Below are 18,308 nucleotides of genomic sequence, written 5' to 3' on the forward strand. Positions count from 1 at the left end.
CTGTTAACGGGATGTGCTCGGTGCCTGCCCATGAAATTGTTTATATACAAATTTATGTATTCTGTAAAGAGCACACTATCCTTTTTAGTTCAAATAAATTTACTAATTAGTCCACATCATATAATATATTGGAGAAAAGTGAATCACAATATTCCAGCTCTTTTCTCAGCTAATATTTTGGTCACCAACCAATATGTTATCAATCGTTAAGATATAAAATAATTATTCTAGCAAATCAAACTGATTTATAAGAGCCAATCTTCCGGAAGTGTGTTTGAATAGCATCTTTTAAGTTTATACGTAAAGATAATATTTATATACTCCTTATTTTCAACCATATAATTCTAAGACATTTTCTATATCAGTAAAAAAAGAGTTTGGATAGCCCCAAATTTTATTTTGAACGACAGCTGTTCCATTCTTCACGATAATATTGAGTTCAATTTCAATTCTTAAAAACTTACAAATACCCTCTCAAAAATGAGAGGATATTGGCATTCTATTAGAGCATGATTTTAGTTCGGCTTGGAACTATGATTGTATATCAGTATCATTGATAATTAATCCCCATTTATTTTTCATATAATCATTTAGCGGTGTACTCCAAAAATAAGGAGGCGAGCAATACTCACTTATTTCTGGAAAGATCGTCTGAATCCGTTCTTCATAAATAGGATTTTCTTCAAATTTTTCTGATATCCCAAAATATTTTTCATTGATAAAACGTGTAAGCTCATCATCATTATGCAACCCTTTGTTCTTTAATTGATCCAGCTTTTTAAAAAATTCAATTACAACCTCTTTATATTGCTCATCATCAATAGTTGAAAGGGATTCAAAATTCAAATAGGTATCTATAATATGATTTACTTCTGTTATCTTACTGGTTTCCATAATGGTGCTGTAGCTTGTATTTGGGTTCTAAATTGTTGTAACATTATTCTTCCGACTGGTGTTATATTTGCATGATTGATCTTATCTACATTGATACCTAAGCCGGATCTGTACACATCTGTGGCTTTTATTCTAAATAGAGTTGTTTTAGGAGTAGCAAATTCTACAACCGGAACAACATTGCCATATCCTGGTGTTACTGACATTCCCATTCCTGAACTGCCATAAACATAATCCGTATCAGCTTTTATTTCACCAAAGATATTATTAGACATATCCTTATTTCTTATTCCTAAAGTATTAAGAGAGTTACCCAATTCAGGAAGTCCTCCAACACTTCTCATATTTCTGTACAAATATAAGTTATTTAAGTCTTCAGGTTCGTCTGCCGGAGTATCAACCGCAGCATCTCCATGCAGTGTCCAGATTGCTACAGCTGAAGCAAGGATCGTTAATAATGAAAGTCCTGCTCCGGTTCCGGCTATAGTACCCGTACCTGTTCCGACTCCCGTATTTCCCCAGCCTACAGTAAGTGGAATTGCTGTTCCTAAAGATGAGCCCTGCGTAACGTATTTTGCCTCTCCATTAAAACCCAGATAGGTATGTCCCGTATTCTGCTCAGAACTGTTGGTAATGACAACATTATCTACAACGCTTCCGTCAGGGCGGAAATCTGTGAAACCTCGTTTTGTATATTCTTCATCTCCCTGCTGCATTCCAGGCAAAAAGACCCATGCTCCATTTCTATAGCCCCAGCCAGCCCCTTCTCTTCCGTCCGGATCAATAAAATTTACCGGATTATCAAAGGCATAATTGTAAGGGTTCAGCCTTGTCATTTTTTCAGCCAACGGATCCAGGACTCCCCATCTTCCAATCTCTGGCATGTACATTCTTGCTCCGTAGTCGTACATTCCGGATTCTTCCTGAAGTTCCTTTCCGTTATATTTGTATTGATATGAAGGATTTCCAACACCATCATTGTAACCACGGTGCTTTAATCCAAAAGGATAATAGTTGTTTTCTTCAATAACCTGTACTCCGCCTGTCCCATTGCTTGTATAGCTAAGCCTTACATTTCCTAAATGATCTGAATAATTGTAAACATATTTATTATTTTCGAAATTATAATATCCTTCAGCGGTAGGAATGAATTTTAAAACCGGAGGGAATATTTGTGTTGTATTCCCCTGCACTTCATACTGAAAACCATCCAGATAATCCGTCACTGTAGAGGACTCCGTAGTATTTTTACCTACTCCGTAAATATATTTTTTATTCAGCTTTACACCATCCGATCTATAAAGATACTGAGTCGTAACATTTTTTATAAGATCTCCCAAAAACAAATCCTTTACAACGTAGGTCTGATCGAAAGTAAACTTATCTGCCAGATCGAGATGGTTGTAATCGATATCCATAATCCCTCTATCTTTCTGATCTGTCATATTTCCATTGAGATCGTATCCAATAGTATTTCCGGAACTGTCAGGATATCCGCTGTAATTACCTGAATTATCTTTGACAGAAGTCAACCTGTTACCTATATAAGTGTACGTTAAATTATCTATAAGAAGCGGTTGATTATTGTATGATTTCTGATATCTGCCTAAACTTCTGATATTTCCTCCAATATCATAGTCTGCCCATTCATTATAAAAATTATTTTCAATGACTGTAGCACCCGGAGTTGTAAAACGACCAAATGCGAATCTGTTTAAAGTATCATAAGAAAAATCATATCTTCTTAAAACATTGTCACTTTGTGTTTTCCAGTCGATCTCAGAAATATTTCCGTTAAAGATTGCGTATGCTTCAGTATTTTCAGGATTCTGATATTTAATGGAATAACCAAATAATTTCCCATTTACAAGATTATCTGGGTCATTTATTTTTGTCATCCAGCCCCTGATATTATATTGATAATCTATTGTCTGAAGGGGATTAGAAAAACCTGCCCCTCCAACTTTTTTGCCTGACAGCTGGGAAATTTCGTTGTATGTATTTTGAGTCAGTATCTCTTCTGTATTATTATCTACCTTATGTTTATGTACAAGTAATCTGTTTTGCGAATCATATTCAAATGTTTCTTTTATAATCCTCTCCGTATCAGTATTCAGCCTTTTGTGTTTCACAATAGTTTGTTTTACTGCTCCTGAAAAGTCAAGTACAGATTCTGTAGAAGTATAGCCTCCTAAATGGTTGATAGAATAGGTTCCGATTTCCCTGCCTTTCACATCATAATAAGAATAATTCCTAGTCCAGTTATCGTTCTCAATATTTTTTATCAGTGTTAATAAACCAAGCCCTTTGGTATTATTAACATCAGTAATATTATCCGTAACCGCATTTGCTGGATGTGCCGGATTAAAACTATACGGCGGATAAGTATCGTAATAATTTACGCTGAGCAATTTAAAATTAACAGTTGGATAGGTAGTATTACCCGGATAATAGACCTCCATTCCTGCACTATTAAATCCTATAGAAGCCTGTCTTAATGTATTGTTGTTGGTGAAGGTATTGATTGTACTTTGTTCAAAAATTCTGCCCTGGCTTCCATAAGCCTGTGAACTTGTATAAATTCCTTTATAAACTATTCTGCTGAATTGGTCATATTTTGTAAACATCCATTGTTTAGCGGCTCCAAGATTCGCATCCTGAGCCAATACTAATCTGTTTTGTTTATCATACACCATATACTGCCACCCTTTTCCGGGGAGCTTTTTTTCCACAAGCCTGTTTACTCCATCATAATGGTATTGATAGCAAAGATCATTTAGAATAAATTCCGGAACTTCGACGTTGCTTCCCGTTCCATATGCATTAAAAAAATCCATAACCGCTTTGGGCGGAATAATATAAGCCAACTGATTAAATTCGTTATAAACGTAATAAGTATCTGCATTTTCATCATCCTGTGATATCTTACGAAGCAGTATTATGTTTCCGTATCCATTTGTAAATTGTACCGCTTTGTTTCCGTCCTCATCAGTTACTATACTTTTATATAACTGATTTACCGCATACTCATTTTCCCAGACAACCTTTGAGTAGGTGGTATTGTCTGTTACGGTTGTGGTTGTAACGAATCTGGCCACATGATCGTCCAGAATATTAGCCTGATATTTAAAATTAACAGGATGGTTTTGCCAGGCCAGCCCCGGCTGCACATTTGATAAGACCCTTTCTATTGGAGAAGCTTCAATATTTTTATGAGTAAATGGAAAATTATCTCCATAATAATTTGTAGCATTCGAGTTAACGCCTGACTGAATAGCTCCATTAAGAGTATTCATTGGTGAAGGGAGCCATGAATCTACTTGTCTGCCAAATTCATCATAGCTAATTGGTGTCACCAAATCTTTACCTTGTGGAGTTGCTTTTACATTAATCAGCTGCTTGGGTCTTCCAAATTTATCAAAGTATTGAACTGTTTCAGAAACTTTAGGATCACCAGACGCAGGATAATCAAGATAGTTTTTAGTATAAATATAATTTTCGTTGCTGCTGGGTACAGTTTGTATTTGTGCATACAATGTACTTACCAAAAACAGCATACATAATAAAATCAGAGTTTTTTTCATGGTTAATTAGTTTACGGGAAAGTATAGCTCATAATTATAGGAAGTATTGTTGGGGGTAGAAACTCCCAAATGTCTTCTTATTATAATCTCCCCATTGGTTTTAATTGTATAATACACCTGTCCGTTGTAAGATGAATAATCTGATGTTGGCCTGCAGTTTCCTACAATGTCAGCCACTTTTACACCTGTTGTCGTCCAAGGTAAATTGACTGAGTTTGATCCGGAGGAAAACCCAAAACTTACTTTATACATTGCATTAGTAGTAACAGAAGCGCTTCCTCCTCCCGAAATCCCTATAGATGTATTGAATGAAAGACTGCAAGATATTGTAGAGTTACATAAACCATTGGCATTGGCATAATACTGACCATTAGCAGCAATATCATTAAGGGCTGTCTGATCTGCCAGTGTCTGACTTATAGTGGAGGAGTACTTTCCTGCAGGCACAGTATAAACAATAGGTGCGGGAGTTGCTCCTGACTGGCTACAATTATTTTTTGTAAATGACTGACTTTTGGAAGTATTATAATAGTAAACCGTAGGTACATATCCATATTTATACTCTTTTACAGTTTTTCCTGCTCTGTCTGTTATTTTCTGAAGCCTCAATGCATTATCATAAATATAACTCTCTCTTGTACCAGCCGGCATTGTAATACTTCTAAGCCCTATCAGTGGATCATAAGTATAGGTTGTTACCTGATATGCTGCAAAAGCAGAATTACCCCTGAAATTATCTAAAGTACTTAATAATGCAGTCTCATCATTGTTTGGCAAAGCCGCTGCATCGTTATTTGAAGCATTCACAATACTGCTAATAAGGGAGGAATCAATATCTGAGAATTTAGCTCCATCTATCTTAGCGATGGGTTTTGTCTGATTATACCCCCAGATAACAGTGGTCGGCACACCTTCCCTGTTTGTAAATTGCTGTAAATTTCCTTTGCTGTCAAACTTATCGTATGTCATTTGTACAACTGGTGAATTAATCAGGATATTGGTAGAAAGATCGGCATAAGGCAAGGGGAATCCAGCTGTTTTCAAATCAGCATCAGCCTGACTCGATGGAAAATTTTTATATACTGTTGATATGACCTTTCCCTGGTCCGTATCATTTTTTTTCTTGATTGAACTTTGAAGTTGTGAATTGGCAACAATATTTAAATTAATCAAGTATTGCATTCCCTGTGTCAAAGGATAGGCAAAAGAGTTTTCTGTAATGCTTCCATCAAAATGAGTTATCTTCTCTTTTGTTGGGAGAAAAAAGGGTTCCTGATAATTGTACGATATTGGTACACCATTATTTAAAACCGGGTTGGCTCCAAAATATTCCTTTGTGACCTGTTCTTCATTAAAGTTACTGATACTTAAATAATTATTCCGGTTAATCTTTTTATATAATACAAGATTTTCTGGAGTATTATCAATAATCAGACTCCAGGAAGGTTTAAAAATATATGAGTTAGAAAAGTATACATTAAAATCTGTACTAACATCCTTCCCGATTTTGTAAATATAGGTTTCTGTTTGCATTGGAAAAGCTGCTCCTTCACCGTAAACTTCTTTGCTAATCAACTTTGCTCTTAAATGGCTGCGGTTTTTGAAATAATTTTCATTCGCCACAAGCCTACTTCCATAAACACCACCCGTATGATCTTCTGTGTGAGGATAAATATTAGGATAATTACTAAATCCCGTAAAAGAAAACACCTGCTTTCCTTTTCCGGTTTCTTCTTCGGTCACTTTTTCATATATCACAAAACTTCCGTCATCAGTTTCAGGCATATTCTGCTGTGACAAATACACCGCCGGATAAGAAGCAACACCGGAATCGCTGACACTGTTGTACCATCCCCCAATTCTGTTAGTAGTCATAGAAGGCATACTTCCTATAGTCCCCGAAGAAGCGCCACTATCGTTCAGATATTTATACTTAATCGTTCTGGCCGTATAGTCATCAAGTATCTTTTGTTCTTTGACTCTGACTCCACCACCCAGTTGTTCCTGGCCATTCAAAAGAAATCTATTTAGCTCATATGCAAATTGGAAATACCCTCCTGTAGGAGTTGTAATCTGGTTCAGCATTCCTATAGACGCTTGATTATCCGGAGTCATGTCTATATCACCATATAAAAAAGTGGTTCCATTAAGTGGAAGATTATCAAATTTGAACTTCTGATTTATGATTTGATAATATGTTTTAGGAAAATTTCCGGCCGATTGCTGTTTAAAATTACCGAAAAGATCTCTATAATTTTTGGTAGCTTCCGAAGTTCCTTTTGAAGGCATTGGAAGGGGATTATAATCAAGTTTATAATTGTAGAGAAAAGTATCATCTTTATCATAAAATGCAACATCGTCTAATCTTAATCTTAAATCCAGGTCACTTGAAACTTGCGTATTTTTGAAATAACCATAGTTTAGTTTCACCTTTTTAACAATCTGCCCGTTAACATCATAAACAATAACCTGGGAAAGTGCCCGTTTAGGATTTACGTTATTATTATCATCAAAAGCATCGGATCTGGTAAAATCATAGAAAAATTTCACCTTACCTTCACTCCAGTTAATTTCTTCTACATAATGATATACAGTATTTTGAGCATATTTATTGCTGGTATAATCTACGGGTGAAATACCACCTCCCGGATAATTGATAATACTGCCCCCATTTCCATAATTAATAATATATGAACTTAAAATTACTTTACCTTTATCAAGATCCTTAAGCTTAGTCTGAGATTGCTGGAACTCTTTATAGGTAAAAGTTACTTTTTTATTGGAAGTAACATCCAGTATAGAATCGAGATTCCACGTATTAATATCAATATTATAGTTATTTTTTAAGATAAGCTTGCATATTGACATTTCACTTTTGGGATATTCAGGTGATGAATCTGTAAAACTACTGAAAGGAAACTCAGTTGTGGAACTGATATTGACATCGTTTGTTTTAAATGAATATACATTTCCATATGCATTGATTACCTGAAACTGATCATAATCTTTAGCATTGTTTCTTAACAATGAATAATTATTCTGTATAGCATAATTATCAAGATTGCCCAATTTCATACTACACTCCGTAGGAAAAACAGTATTCCATCCCATCCATCCTTTATTGGGAACATTACTAATGTCAAATTTATCATACTTGTTGACATAAATTTTGTTGCCAAACCCATCTAATTCATGGCCTCTGTAACCGTACGTACTAAATCTTGTATCCCAATTGCCGTCCTGATTTGTTTTTTTATTTAAATAAAATTTGGAATTTAATCCAGGTGCGACTGCAAAAAAAGTGTCTGCCGCCATATCTGTATATTGCTCGTAATTTGAAGATGCGGCAGTAATTTTGGAGTCCGGCATAAATTCAACATCACTATCATTAACCAGTCGTCCTTTTTTACTTACATACTGCCCCCAATCTGAGGATGCATCATACACTGTTATCCATGTTAGCGAAGATTCATCCCATTCTGCACGGGGATAATTACTTGAATTCTGGTTGACTCTATATTTATTATCATCAATATCATTAACAAACTTTGTCACATTACCTCCGGCTATTAAAACCCAATCTAATCCAACATTCGTGCTTTCCTGAGTTACTTTTACCCCGTTTGATGAGTATTTTAACATTACCGGAACGCTAATATTTCCTTCTTTAACTTCAAAAATAGGAATTGAATATTCTGCCCTGCCGGTTGCATAATTAATCGGAATGAGTTCAGATTTAATTAATTGTGAAACTTCAGGAGTTGTAACAGTAAAAGCTTTAGCTAAGTAATCATCTTTATTGGTTGAATTATTCGTAGTAGTGGTTGTTTTCGCCAGAACTTTAATGGTATCTGATTCTTTTTTTGTCTTCTCCTTTTGTCCGTAAGTAAAACAGAAAGATAGAATTAAAAATATAAAAAAGTGTTTTTTCATGGTTATTTCTTAATCAGTTTTGAATTCGCTGTTTTATTCGTATCTGTTTTTATCGTCACCAGATATGCTCCCTGGACCAGAGCCTGTGTATTGATTTTAGTTACTCTGCTTTTAGTTTTTACGCTCTGAAGCTGTCTTCCACTCATATCATACAACAGAATATCGGCATCTTTAAAATCAAAACCGATTTCTACGTAAGCATAATCTGAAACAGGGTTGGGATAGATTTTGATGTCATATTTCTCAATCAGCTGATCAACTTGCTTGTCTCCCAGCTTCACGATCTTCCAATTCTCTTTCCCCAACTCTTCTGCACTGGTTCCGGCAAGAATAAAGGATCCGTCTCTGTTGAGTTTCAAATCGAAAAGTCTCTCTTCTTTCTTTCTGGATTCTCCTTTGACATGTTTTCTCCACTGCTCATTGCCATTATGATCCAAGTATAGCATCCAGAAGGTTTCATCATCAGTCTGTATTCTTCCTTCTGTCTGAGTATATCCGCCTAATAGAATTCCTTTAGAAGACTTGTCATCTGCCGAGTGAAGTACACTCATACTCATTAGGATATCTCTGTTCTTAAAATTGTAGGATTTCTGCCACTGTTCATCACCTCTTTCATTTAAAGAAACCAGCCAAAGGTCTGTTCCTTCTTCAATACCTACGGTTTTGTTTCCTGACCTTTCTGATCTGGATTCACCACCGATGATAAAGCCATTTGAAGCCAAAGCTAAAGTTCTGATATGATCATCTCCTTTGCCTCCAAAGTTTTTCTCCCATTCTACTTTTCCGTTCTTGTCTAGCTTGACAATCCAGTAGTCGCCTTCACCGAAGTTGTCGCTTTGTTTTGAGGTTGCAGATAGCGGGCTCTGAGTTGCAGGTTTATCAGTCGAAGTAATAGTGTTGATCGTTGGTTGCTGATTATTCGTTTTAACGGATGAACTTCTTGAGTAGATTCCCAGTAAAGCTCCTCCATCTTTCGTTGGAATCATCTTTTCCACTTCATCTAAGCCTTTCCCGCCTAAGATTAATTGGGATAATTCTTTTCCATTTTTATCGATTCTGGTAACCCATACATCTTTGGAACCATAACCTTTTGAAGAATTCTGTACATTTCCGGCAATAACGAATCCCAAATCTGTAGTTTGAATAACCGCTCTTGCTTCTTCGTCTGAAGAACTACCCAAGGTTTTTTGCCATAATTCATCACCGAATTCATTGATTCTGATCAGCCAGATATCTGATCCTCCTTTAGAATTGTCTTTTTTATCGAACCCTTTTCCTGAAAAAGAGGTTCCAGCTACTAGAAATCCGCCATCTTGTGTGGTAACTGTTGCAGACAGATAATCATGGTTGGATCCTGAGAAGTATTTTTCCCAGACTTCCTCTCCTTGCTGATTCAGTTTCACCAGGTGAAAATCGTAACCATTGTTTTGTTTATTTCCGGATGTTTTCTGCTTATTGCTTTGAATAGAGCTTCCGGTAACCAAATATTGCTGATCAATTGTTGTGGTGACCTGACTCAGGAAATCCTGGGTAGAGGATTTGATGTCTTTCTGCCATACCACTTCCTGAGCAGATATACTTAAGCCTGTGTACAATACACATACATTCATGAAGAGTTTCCGCATTAGTTTTTTTTTGTACTCGAAAAGTATTACAATATCGAAACTAGTAGGGAAACAAAGTGTTATTTATTCTTTAAGAAAACATTAACACTAAAATCACTGTATTAACTATCCTTCTAGAAAAGCAAAATACTGGAATGTAAAATACTACATTTATGTTTTTTTTAATTGAATTTTTTATTTTGTAATCAAGTATTTTCGGGGAGAAAAATGTATTAGGTTCCACCCGCCGAGAACAAAAACAAAATGGAAACTTACCTGACAAAGGCAGGCGTGAAACACAAGATCATTACCATAAAAGATTGCGGACACGACATGATTACACAAGGTAAGATGAATGGTGCAGAAGAAAACGGGCTTCTATACCTATTGGCAATGGCAGAAATAGCCGGAGGAATTTGTCAATTCAATTTTTGAATTCATAAACAAATAAAAAATGCAGCAGGAAAACTGTTTAATCAGATCCGAAATTTCGAAGTAAAATACAGCATCTCAAATATAGATAATACAACCTAATCTCATAACAGTTTACGGTTGTTGCACTATAATGTACCGGAAGCTTCACTGACTTTTAGTTCTATAAAATCTAAAAACTCAAATCCTGATTTGTAAAACCTTTAAAATTTAGAATTTGATTTCGTTAGAATCAAAAATATAATTATCTTTAATACAGTTTATTACAGCTAAATTCATCATATAACCTATTTGTCCACGAAAATTTCAATAAACGGATAAACAATAGCTTAAAATGAGTTCTAAGTTTTGTATTATTACACATACAAAATATGAGAAAAGTGAATTATAAACTAAGAGAATTTCTAAAAACTCTTAGAGATGCTTGCCATGCTTACATAGTTGCTTTTCACCATCGCTGTTTTTCAACTCGCAATTAAAACCTATATTTTATGAGTGATATACCAACTTCTTCTTCTTTTAATTGTGCCGATGACGAAGCGCATCATTACGATCATTTCCTTGGCCCTCTTTTCTTTGAACCCTGGGGCATAGAGGTTGCAGGACGCATTGATTCAGCGACAGTTTCTGTTGCATTAGAGATAGCTGCGGGAACAGGTAGAGTTACGCGGCATATCAGAAAGAAAATCATGCCCTCGGCAAAGCTCATCGCCTCGGATATTAACGCTGATATGTTAGCCGAAGCAAAAAGAAAATTGGCCCATCTTGATATTGGGTGGCAAGTGATAGATGCACAAGATCTTCCATTCGACGATAATAGTATTGACTTAGTGGTATGTTGCTTTGGATATATGTTTGTTCCGGATAAACACAAAGCATTTAGTGAAGCCTATCGTGTTTTAAAGCCAGGCGGGACCTTCATCTTTACTACGTGGGATAAACTGGAATATAATATGGTATCTTATGTCTCAAGATTGGTAGCAGAAAAATACCTGAAAGATCCTTTGCCTGAATCATACAATCTTGCTGTGTCTATGAGTGATAAAGCCGTCATAAGATGCCAGTTAGAAAATGTGGGATTTTCAAAAATACTCAATGAAACTATAGAGCAGTTTTCGATTTGCACAACCGCAAAAGAAACTGCGGCAGGCCTCGTTGAAGGAGGGTTTGTTTTTAAAGAGATCAGACAGCATTATCCAGAATGGATGGATGAGATAAAAATAGAGCTTGAAAAAAAACTTTCAGAAAAATACGGCGCCGAACCAATGATTGCACCCATGAGCGCAGTAATCAACCAGGCATGGAAATAATTAGCAGCAGCCTTAGGTTATTCATTCTGATTTGGATATCTTATCTTTATATGCGTTGGAATTGAGATGTTTTATAGAATAAAGAGAATGAATATTGCCGATTTAACATCTATTTTCCACTTATTTCTGACCTTCTTTATTTTTAAAATCTGTGACAGTCTTTCCATCGTAACGACTCACACCACTTCCAGAGCCCAACCAAATACTTCCATCGTTAGCTTCCACTATCCCCAAAAAAGCCATTCTTCCTCCTGACTTAATTTCTGTTAAGGTGGGGACTTTATTGTACAAGGACTTTGCATCGTAACGTGAAAGTGCCCAGGTTTGTGGATTTACTTCACCCGTAGTCCAGATATTTCCTTTTTTATCTTCGATTATAGCATAAGCGCCTCTCTGCGAAACATTGGTAAAGGTACTGCCATCATAACGCCAGAGACCATGAACATCACCGAACCAAATATTTCCTTTTTTATCTTCGATTATTGACCAAATGTTGCTGAAGGCTTTACCCTCTTTATTTTTGAAAACAGTAAATGTTTTTCCATCATAAAAACACGCCTCACCTCTTGTCCCAATCCACAATTTTCCGGTTTTGTCTTCCATGAATGTGTTAATAACATTATTGGGCAGTCCGTCTTTCATTGTGAAATTCCGAAAAGATTTTCCATCGTAACGGCTTGCTCCACCTCCTGTGCCAAACCAAATATTACCGGCTTTATCTTCATATATATGAAGTGCTGAATTACTGCCCAGACCATCCTTTGTTGTAAAATGCCGGAAGGATTCACCATTGTAATAATAGACTCCTGAATCCTTGGTACCCAACCAAAGATTTCCTTTTCTATCTTCCAGAACATCCCAGAAGCTGGAGAAACAGGGCGAGCTTATTTTACCTGTTAGATTAGTAAAAGATGTTCCATCGTATCGAAACACGCCAAAATAAGAAGCAATCAAAATGTTTCCGTTCCTATCTTGTTTTACATTCCGGACCATACTCATAGGCACCTTGGAGGTTTCCGCCTCTTTAAGCTGAGACTCGGAATAGTTAGCTCTGCCAGACTTGATATTTTCCTGTGATACTTTTGTTTGGTTTTGTCCACATGAGATGTAAAAAACAAATATTAACAAAACATATAAGTGTAGGTGTTTCATGTTTTTTTTATTTTTAAAATCCTAGCAAAGTTGATCCGGTTAAATTACTTTAATATATTTCATTGTGAGGAATTTGCATTGTAAATAAAATGTAAACTTTGAAAATATTGAATAGTTACAGATGAATAAACCTCCTGATCATCATAGTTATTTACTCCTTCTTATAACTTCTTTTACTCCGCCTTTGGTCAGAATTATAGAATTGTAAAGCCCCATACTGTCCGGAATAAATTCAATTGTTCTGTCATTATTATCTTTTCTAAAAAATTTGGTTTTAGATTCTGGGATAAGTTCCATCTCTGTACTATTAAAATAAAGCTTACCGTCAATTTTCAATATGGCAATTTTATCATACTTACCGACATATTGATCGTATAAACTTGTGTCTATTTCAATTCGGTGGTGTTTGTAAGGAAGGTCAACCTTTTTTCCCAATGCAATAGCGGAAAGTCCATACGCTATAATATGGGAAAATGATTCGTTATTAGAAAGTACAGTCACAAAAAGTTTGTCATCCGTAAATCGGTTAAAGGAAGTCATTGTACCAAAAAATCCTCCGTCATGGGCAATTAATTGATGTCCGTGATTATAAAACGGATTGATTATAAAGCCATATCCCCAATTTTCAGTGCTATAGGACTTAAACATTAATTTTTTCATCTGTGCGGAAAGAATATCTGTTCCATACAGAGCTTTATCCCATAAGGCCAGATCTTCAACAGTAGAATAAACGCCATCATGTCCTAAATTAATCTCCCAGTTGATATAGGGATTGTGAATAAGCCCGCTTTCTGTAAGACAATAAACCTTTGCTTTTTTTTCAACTATCGATTTATTATTACTGACGCCCGTATTATTCATCCCTGCTTTTTCAAATATATTCTTCTTTAAGAAAACGGCATACTTTTCACCTGACACTTTTTCAATGATCTTAGCCAATAAATAATAGCCAATATTACTGTAACTACCTCTAATTCCAGGAGAGAATTCATACGGTATTTTTTTTATTTCGGTATAGGCAGAATCTTTGTCCACAGAGCTTAAAGCTATGTCTTTAAAACCCATAGCCAACCCTGAAGTATGCGATAATAACATATGGATCGTAACACTATCGGACTTGGGATAATCTGGCAGAAATTTACTCAGTTTATCATCAAGGGACAGTTTCCCTTTTTCAATCAATAGAAGTATAGCTGTGGCGGTAAATTGTTTTGTGACTGAGGCCAACTGAAATTTAGTATCTATGGTGTTTTTAATATTCCACTCATAATCTGCCAAACCATACGCTTTTTTTAGTAAAACATGGCCGTCTTTCGAAACAAGAACAGTTCCACTAAAATTATTTATTTCAACCTGAGCCTGCATATATTCCGCAAGAGTAGCTGACGCATTTTTCTGTCCAAAAATAAGAATTGGGAATAACAGTATTATTAGGATTAGCTTCATAAATTATTTAATGACATTATTAAGCTGCAATGTTACTATTTAATAAACCAGCATCATTGTATTTTTGTAAACCCCACTAAATAAACATCCATTTTATGAGATCTTTTTCAACTGTTGTTATTTTTGAAAAAAAAACTTTTGGGGTAAAACCTGTTAATTTTTTAAAATCCCTGATCATATGTGACTGGTCAAAATAATCCATACTATAAGACAATCCTGCTCTATCTTTATTTTCAAGCTGGCTTTGAACAGCTGCCCTGAATCTGATGATTTTCTTGAACTGAGAAGGTGTTTTACAAATATACTGATCAAAATGCTTGTTTATCGTTGTTCGTGACCGACCCGTTGTATAAGACAATTTCGTCATAGATTGATTGATATTATCTGTATCGAACATTTCAGTCAGCACCTCCGCCAACAAGACATTCTCAAACGGATGAAATTTTGAAAGCCAATACAATTCTATTGCTCTGATTTTTTCATCCGGAACTTTTAAGGAAAGAATGGCTGCCATGGTTTCTTTATAATCCGCGTATGGACTAAAATCAGGAAAGCTTCCCTCTGAATAATCTCTTAAATTATTCGGTATAAAAGCATTTATCCCCAATGGTTTAAAGTAAGTAGTAATTTCATTGATTATACCTTCATAGCTGATCAATACAGGTTCATTAAAATTGCTTACCAGGTTGGTTTCAATTGGATTGGACTGGCAATGCCTAGTTGTTATTTTATTTTTGGTGACCAAAGTTTCTGTTTTCTCACTAATAGTGACAATTGTATAAATGCTTGGAAAGGTAAAATAAGTTGCAGAAGATTCTTCAGAGGTTTGCTCCAGAATATAAAAGCATTCAATATACTTTTTTAATATAGGATTTTCAGGTCTATAGATTTTTATTGTCATCCTTTTAGCTTTTAAATTAATGTAAATCCAGCTCGATTAACCAATATCTTTTTTCTAAATCAGAAAAGGAAAGATACAAACCAAAACATTAACAGGATTCAAACCTAAGTAAATAATTTACAAAATATTAATTACCAAATACATACACTTAAAACACATTCAATATATTTTAAAAATTGGTTAGATGTTCTTGCCAGTAGGTTCACAAAAAAATATCGCCACTTTAAACAAGTGGCGATATTTTTTTATCCGTTAATAACTCATAGGTGTTTCAATTTGAGAGACAAAAAATGTTATTCAGGCAATTTTTACCAGATTTGATATTTGCAGCTCTCACGGTAATACAACACAAATCCCACAATCAGAAGACTTTCATCCTCTGACTGTCGGTTTGGCTTTATCTTACATTATAGTAAGAAGTTTTTAATCTATATTCCGTAGAATAACTATTATATTTTTTTACCAGATAAACTTACAGTTCTGTTCTTGTTCTGCAATTATTCTTCCTGATTTTGTCACATACAACCTAAGGAAACAATTTGGGCTGATATTATATATTCTTTTGCCATATACATCAACTCCCATGGTACCTCCATTGTCAAAGTTATAAATAACGATCTGCTGTTTCGGATAGATTTCTTTGAAATTGACCACCATTTTAATCTGTTCTCCAATAACATGGATAAGCCTGTTTCTATCATCTATGCTAAGATTGCTGGAAGAGAATTCATATTCATGCGGATCTAATCTAACGGCATAATTCTTAGGATCAGATTGATCATTAACAATTTCATCTCTGAGACTCGATGTTCTGCCATTAGGAATAAACATTGTATCCGGGTTTTCATCCTCAGATTTAAAATTTTCACTGGCTTTTATGGAGCCTTTTACAGCTAACTTATCACTATCATTGGCTCCTCTTCCCATTCCGAAGCGAGTGGACTCTATATGAAAATTTAAACCTCCCAACCCATCATACTCGGAACCATAAGAATAATATTCTTTTCGTTTCGTTGCTAAAAATCTTTTCTGATGAATATCTACAATACCTGACTCATCACTATTGAGATGATTATCTGAAATCACTAAACCTGATCCTGTATTTACTGTAAAATCCTGGTTGAGCTGTAGCCCGTACTGAGTCATATAATTCCATTGCTGAATATTTGTTTCAGTAAAATCTGCCTCTGTCCAGAATTTATACCATGACGTCGTCCAGCTTCCATCAATTCCTTTTCTGATTTTCAACATCGGAATGCCGGAACCATTAATTCCAGTCTGATTGGCAAATGCTAACTGATAGGAAGAATCCCCTGTAGAGGCAGTGTTACCATCCCAGGGAGCATAGGTCATGATTCCTGCATAATTTCCGGATGCTCCCAAGCCTGCACTGTTAGATTTGGCAAAATCAAACCTTACTCTTTTAGACGTAGAATTGGGTGCAATATCATCTGCATTTCTTGATCCGTCTCTTGATGTTACAAAATAATTTGTAAGACTGACAGAATTGTTACCGCTAATCGTTAATTGCTGCCCGTTTTCACTTTCAGGAGTAGCACTTAATGCAATTTGGTTCCTGTTTACAGCATGAGTTCCTAACGTTCCGTTTGGAATCACAGGACTGTTGGTAAATGTCTTTGTATCGCTTATTGTTTCAACTCCATTTTTTCCAACAAATAAATTTAAAGATTCATTTTTTGTGTAATAATTAGATAATGGAGCGTTCGTAAGATATCCTGCATTAGCATGATTTCCCCAATTAAATGCGGTATTCCAGTTGTTTATATTTACTGCAGAAAAATCATTTGAATCCCAATCTTTTGTCCAGGGATACCAGGTTCCACTGAAATAGTACCTCCTGTAAACATCATTGTTATTAGCATAGGTAGTATATTCCTGAACTATATGTGTTGAAGTATAGTAAACTCTTAATTGACCTGCTAAGCCTGCAGGATAATTATTTGCAGAAGTTGCATTTGCATTTCCTGTCTGAACCCACCATCCTGTAGAAGTAATACTATTTAAATCTACTGTAGGACCTAAAATACCCTTGTAAAGAAAGCCTGTATTGTATGCTGATATCCAATCAGAAGAAGTTCCATCATTTAGTGTTGTAATTCTACCTGTATTATTAATTTTTACAACCTCAGTTAATGCCGGAATTTCCCCATTTGTACCCGTAGCACTCCCATAATTAAATGAGAAGTTTTTATGGTTATTCACTGTAAGTCCCCATGAACTCAATGATCCTCTTGGCTGAATAAAATCAGTGCCATTAAATTGTAAATTTTGGCCTAACCACACCCCATAACCCTGTGTCGTATTAGCGAGGTTAGTATGGAAAATAGCTGATCCTGCCGCCGTTTGACTGCCAAATAACAAATTATAAGCATCTACAAACTGAGTGTTATTAGCATTGATAACTACCTGACCCGCACTTACTGAATCTCCCTGAGGTCTCAAATAAACAATTCCTGAAGTTCCATCTCCTGAAATTAATGTAAATGCAGAGCCTGTTCTAATTCTGTTTACTCCCTGTCTTTGAACCTGAAGTTCACCCGCTGTACTGTTAATAGTTCCTGCAACTCCTATGTTACCTGATGTATAGCTATTCCCGGAAACATGAAGCCTATACCCATCCAGCGGTAATGAGGATCCATTTAATCCAATTCCTACCCTCTGATCTGATGTCCAGAGTAGTGCCTTAGTAGCATTGTAAGTTGTTGCACCGAAATATCCATACGACATTTTTACTGTCCCATCTGCCTCTACAGCTCCAAACCACGCAACAGTATCCACTACCCCATTAGAGCCTGCCAGCTGTAAAATATCTCTTGAAAATCCAGTTGCTGCCGTTACCGTAGATAAATCTTTTCTTATTGTACTACCAATAGAATGATTAAATGTAAGGGCACCAGTCATCAGATCTCCTGATTTATTCACATAAGCATTGTTATCCAGGGAACCATCCGCTTTTAAAAACTGAGCAGCTGTGCCGCCCGTTACTTTATAGCCTTTAGAAGTGTTATAATATGCGTATTTTACATCCATG

General features: G+C 35.6%; 10 protein-coding genes. 2 read left to right on the forward strand and 8 right to left on the reverse strand.

Annotated features, from left to right (window positions below):
* Window positions 1–531: 531 nt before the first annotated feature.
* From KYG33_RS06940 to KYG33_RS06955, 4 genes are read right to left on the reverse strand one after another with little or no spacing between them, the layout of a single operon-like run.
* Window positions 532–894 (reverse strand): hypothetical protein, encoded by a 363-nt coding sequence (locus tag KYG33_RS06940; protein WP_077418711.1) that lies wholly within the window; start codon window positions 892–894, stop codon window positions 532–534.
* A complete protein-coding gene (locus KYG33_RS06945) occupies window positions 876–4,478 on the reverse strand; it encodes a DUF6443 domain-containing protein (protein WP_219072920.1) in 3,603 nt (1,200 codons plus the stop codon). The genes KYG33_RS06940 and KYG33_RS06945 overlap by 19 nt, the downstream gene beginning before the upstream one ends.
* A gap of 6 nt (window positions 4,479–4,484) precedes the next feature.
* A complete protein-coding gene (locus KYG33_RS06950) occupies window positions 4,485–8,411 on the reverse strand; it encodes a DUF5977 domain-containing protein (protein ID WP_219072921.1) in 3,927 nt (1,308 codons plus the stop codon).
* A gap of 2 nt (window positions 8,412–8,413) precedes the next feature.
* Window positions 8,414–10,036, reverse strand: coding sequence for a T9SS type A sorting domain-containing protein (locus KYG33_RS06955; RefSeq protein WP_180564086.1), 1,623 nt, complete (start codon window positions 10,034–10,036; stop codon window positions 8,414–8,416).
* A gap of 243 nt (window positions 10,037–10,279) precedes the next feature.
* Here KYG33_RS06955 and KYG33_RS06960 point away from each other — a divergent pair, with 243 nt between their 5' ends.
* Entirely contained in the window at window positions 10,280–10,450 is a 171-nt protein-coding gene (locus KYG33_RS06960) for a hypothetical protein (RefSeq protein WP_175627277.1), read from the forward strand.
* Between the two features lie 488 nt (window positions 10,451–10,938).
* Window positions 10,939–11,757: a class I SAM-dependent methyltransferase gene (locus KYG33_RS06965; RefSeq protein ID WP_180564087.1), complete on the forward strand. Its 819-nt coding sequence runs from the start codon at window positions 10,939–10,941 to the stop codon at window positions 11,755–11,757.
* A 120-nt stretch (window positions 11,758–11,877) separates the two neighbouring features.
* Here the strand turns inward: KYG33_RS06965 and KYG33_RS06970 are convergent, their stop codons facing one another.
* From KYG33_RS06970 to KYG33_RS06985, 4 genes are all read right to left on the reverse strand, one after another.
* Window positions 11,878–12,909 carry a two-component regulator propeller domain-containing protein gene (locus KYG33_RS06970; protein ID WP_219072922.1) on the reverse strand — a complete coding sequence of 344 codons (1,032 nt, stop codon included), beginning with the start codon at window positions 12,907–12,909 and terminating at the stop codon, window positions 11,878–11,880.
* Between the two features lie 147 nt (window positions 12,910–13,056).
* Window positions 13,057–14,274: a serine hydrolase domain-containing protein gene (locus tag KYG33_RS06975; protein WP_257468949.1), complete on the reverse strand. Its 1,218-nt coding sequence runs from the start codon at window positions 14,272–14,274 to the stop codon at window positions 13,057–13,059.
* Window positions 14,275–14,431: 157 nt separating this feature from the next.
* Window positions 14,432–15,256, reverse strand: coding sequence for a helix-turn-helix domain-containing protein (locus KYG33_RS06980; RefSeq protein WP_077418704.1), 825 nt, complete (start codon window positions 15,254–15,256; stop codon window positions 14,432–14,434).
* A gap of 459 nt (window positions 15,257–15,715) precedes the next feature.
* A complete protein-coding gene (locus KYG33_RS06985) occupies window positions 15,716–18,307 on the reverse strand; it encodes a pyocin knob domain-containing protein (protein ID WP_180564090.1) in 2,592 nt (863 codons plus the stop codon).
* Window position 18,308 lies beyond the last annotated feature (1 nt).

The sequence above is a fragment of the Chryseobacterium sp. D764 genome (assembly GCF_019317325.1).
Taxonomy (GTDB): domain Bacteria; phylum Bacteroidota; class Bacteroidia; order Flavobacteriales; family Weeksellaceae; genus Chryseobacterium.

What these genes read in the sequence shown, in the direction of transcription:
- KYG33_RS06980 (WP_077418704.1), bottom strand. Translation starts at nt 15,256, where the DNA reads ATGACAATAAAAATCTATAGACCTGAAAATCCTATATTAAAAAAGTAT.
- KYG33_RS06950 (WP_219072921.1), bottom strand. Translation starts at nt 8,411, where the DNA reads ATGAAAAAACACTTTTTTATATTTTTAATTCTATCTTTCTGTTTTACT.
- KYG33_RS06965 (WP_180564087.1), top strand. Translation starts at nt 10,939, where the DNA reads ATGAGTGATATACCAACTTCTTCTTCTTTTAATTGTGCCGATGACGAA.
- KYG33_RS06985 (WP_180564090.1), bottom strand. Translation starts at nt 18,307, where the DNA reads ATGGATGTAAAATACGCATATTATAACACTTCTAAAGGCTATAAAGTA.
- KYG33_RS06945 (WP_219072920.1), bottom strand. Translation starts at nt 4,478, where the DNA reads ATGAAAAAAACTCTGATTTTATTATGTATGCTGTTTTTGGTAAGTACA.
- KYG33_RS06955 (WP_180564086.1), bottom strand. Translation starts at nt 10,036, where the DNA reads ATGCGGAAACTCTTCATGAATGTATGTGTATTGTACACAGGCTTAAGT.
- KYG33_RS06960 (WP_175627277.1), top strand. Translation starts at nt 10,280, where the DNA reads ATGGAAACTTACCTGACAAAGGCAGGCGTGAAACACAAGATCATTACC.
- KYG33_RS06975 (WP_257468949.1), bottom strand. Translation starts at nt 14,274, where the DNA reads ATGCAGGCTCAGGTTGAAATAAATAATTTTAGTGGAACTGTTCTTGTT.
- KYG33_RS06940 (WP_077418711.1), bottom strand. Translation starts at nt 894, where the DNA reads ATGGAAACCAGTAAGATAACAGAAGTAAATCATATTATAGATACCTAT.
- KYG33_RS06970 (WP_219072922.1), bottom strand. Translation starts at nt 12,909, where the DNA reads ATGAAACACCTACACTTATATGTTTTGTTAATATTTGTTTTTTACATC.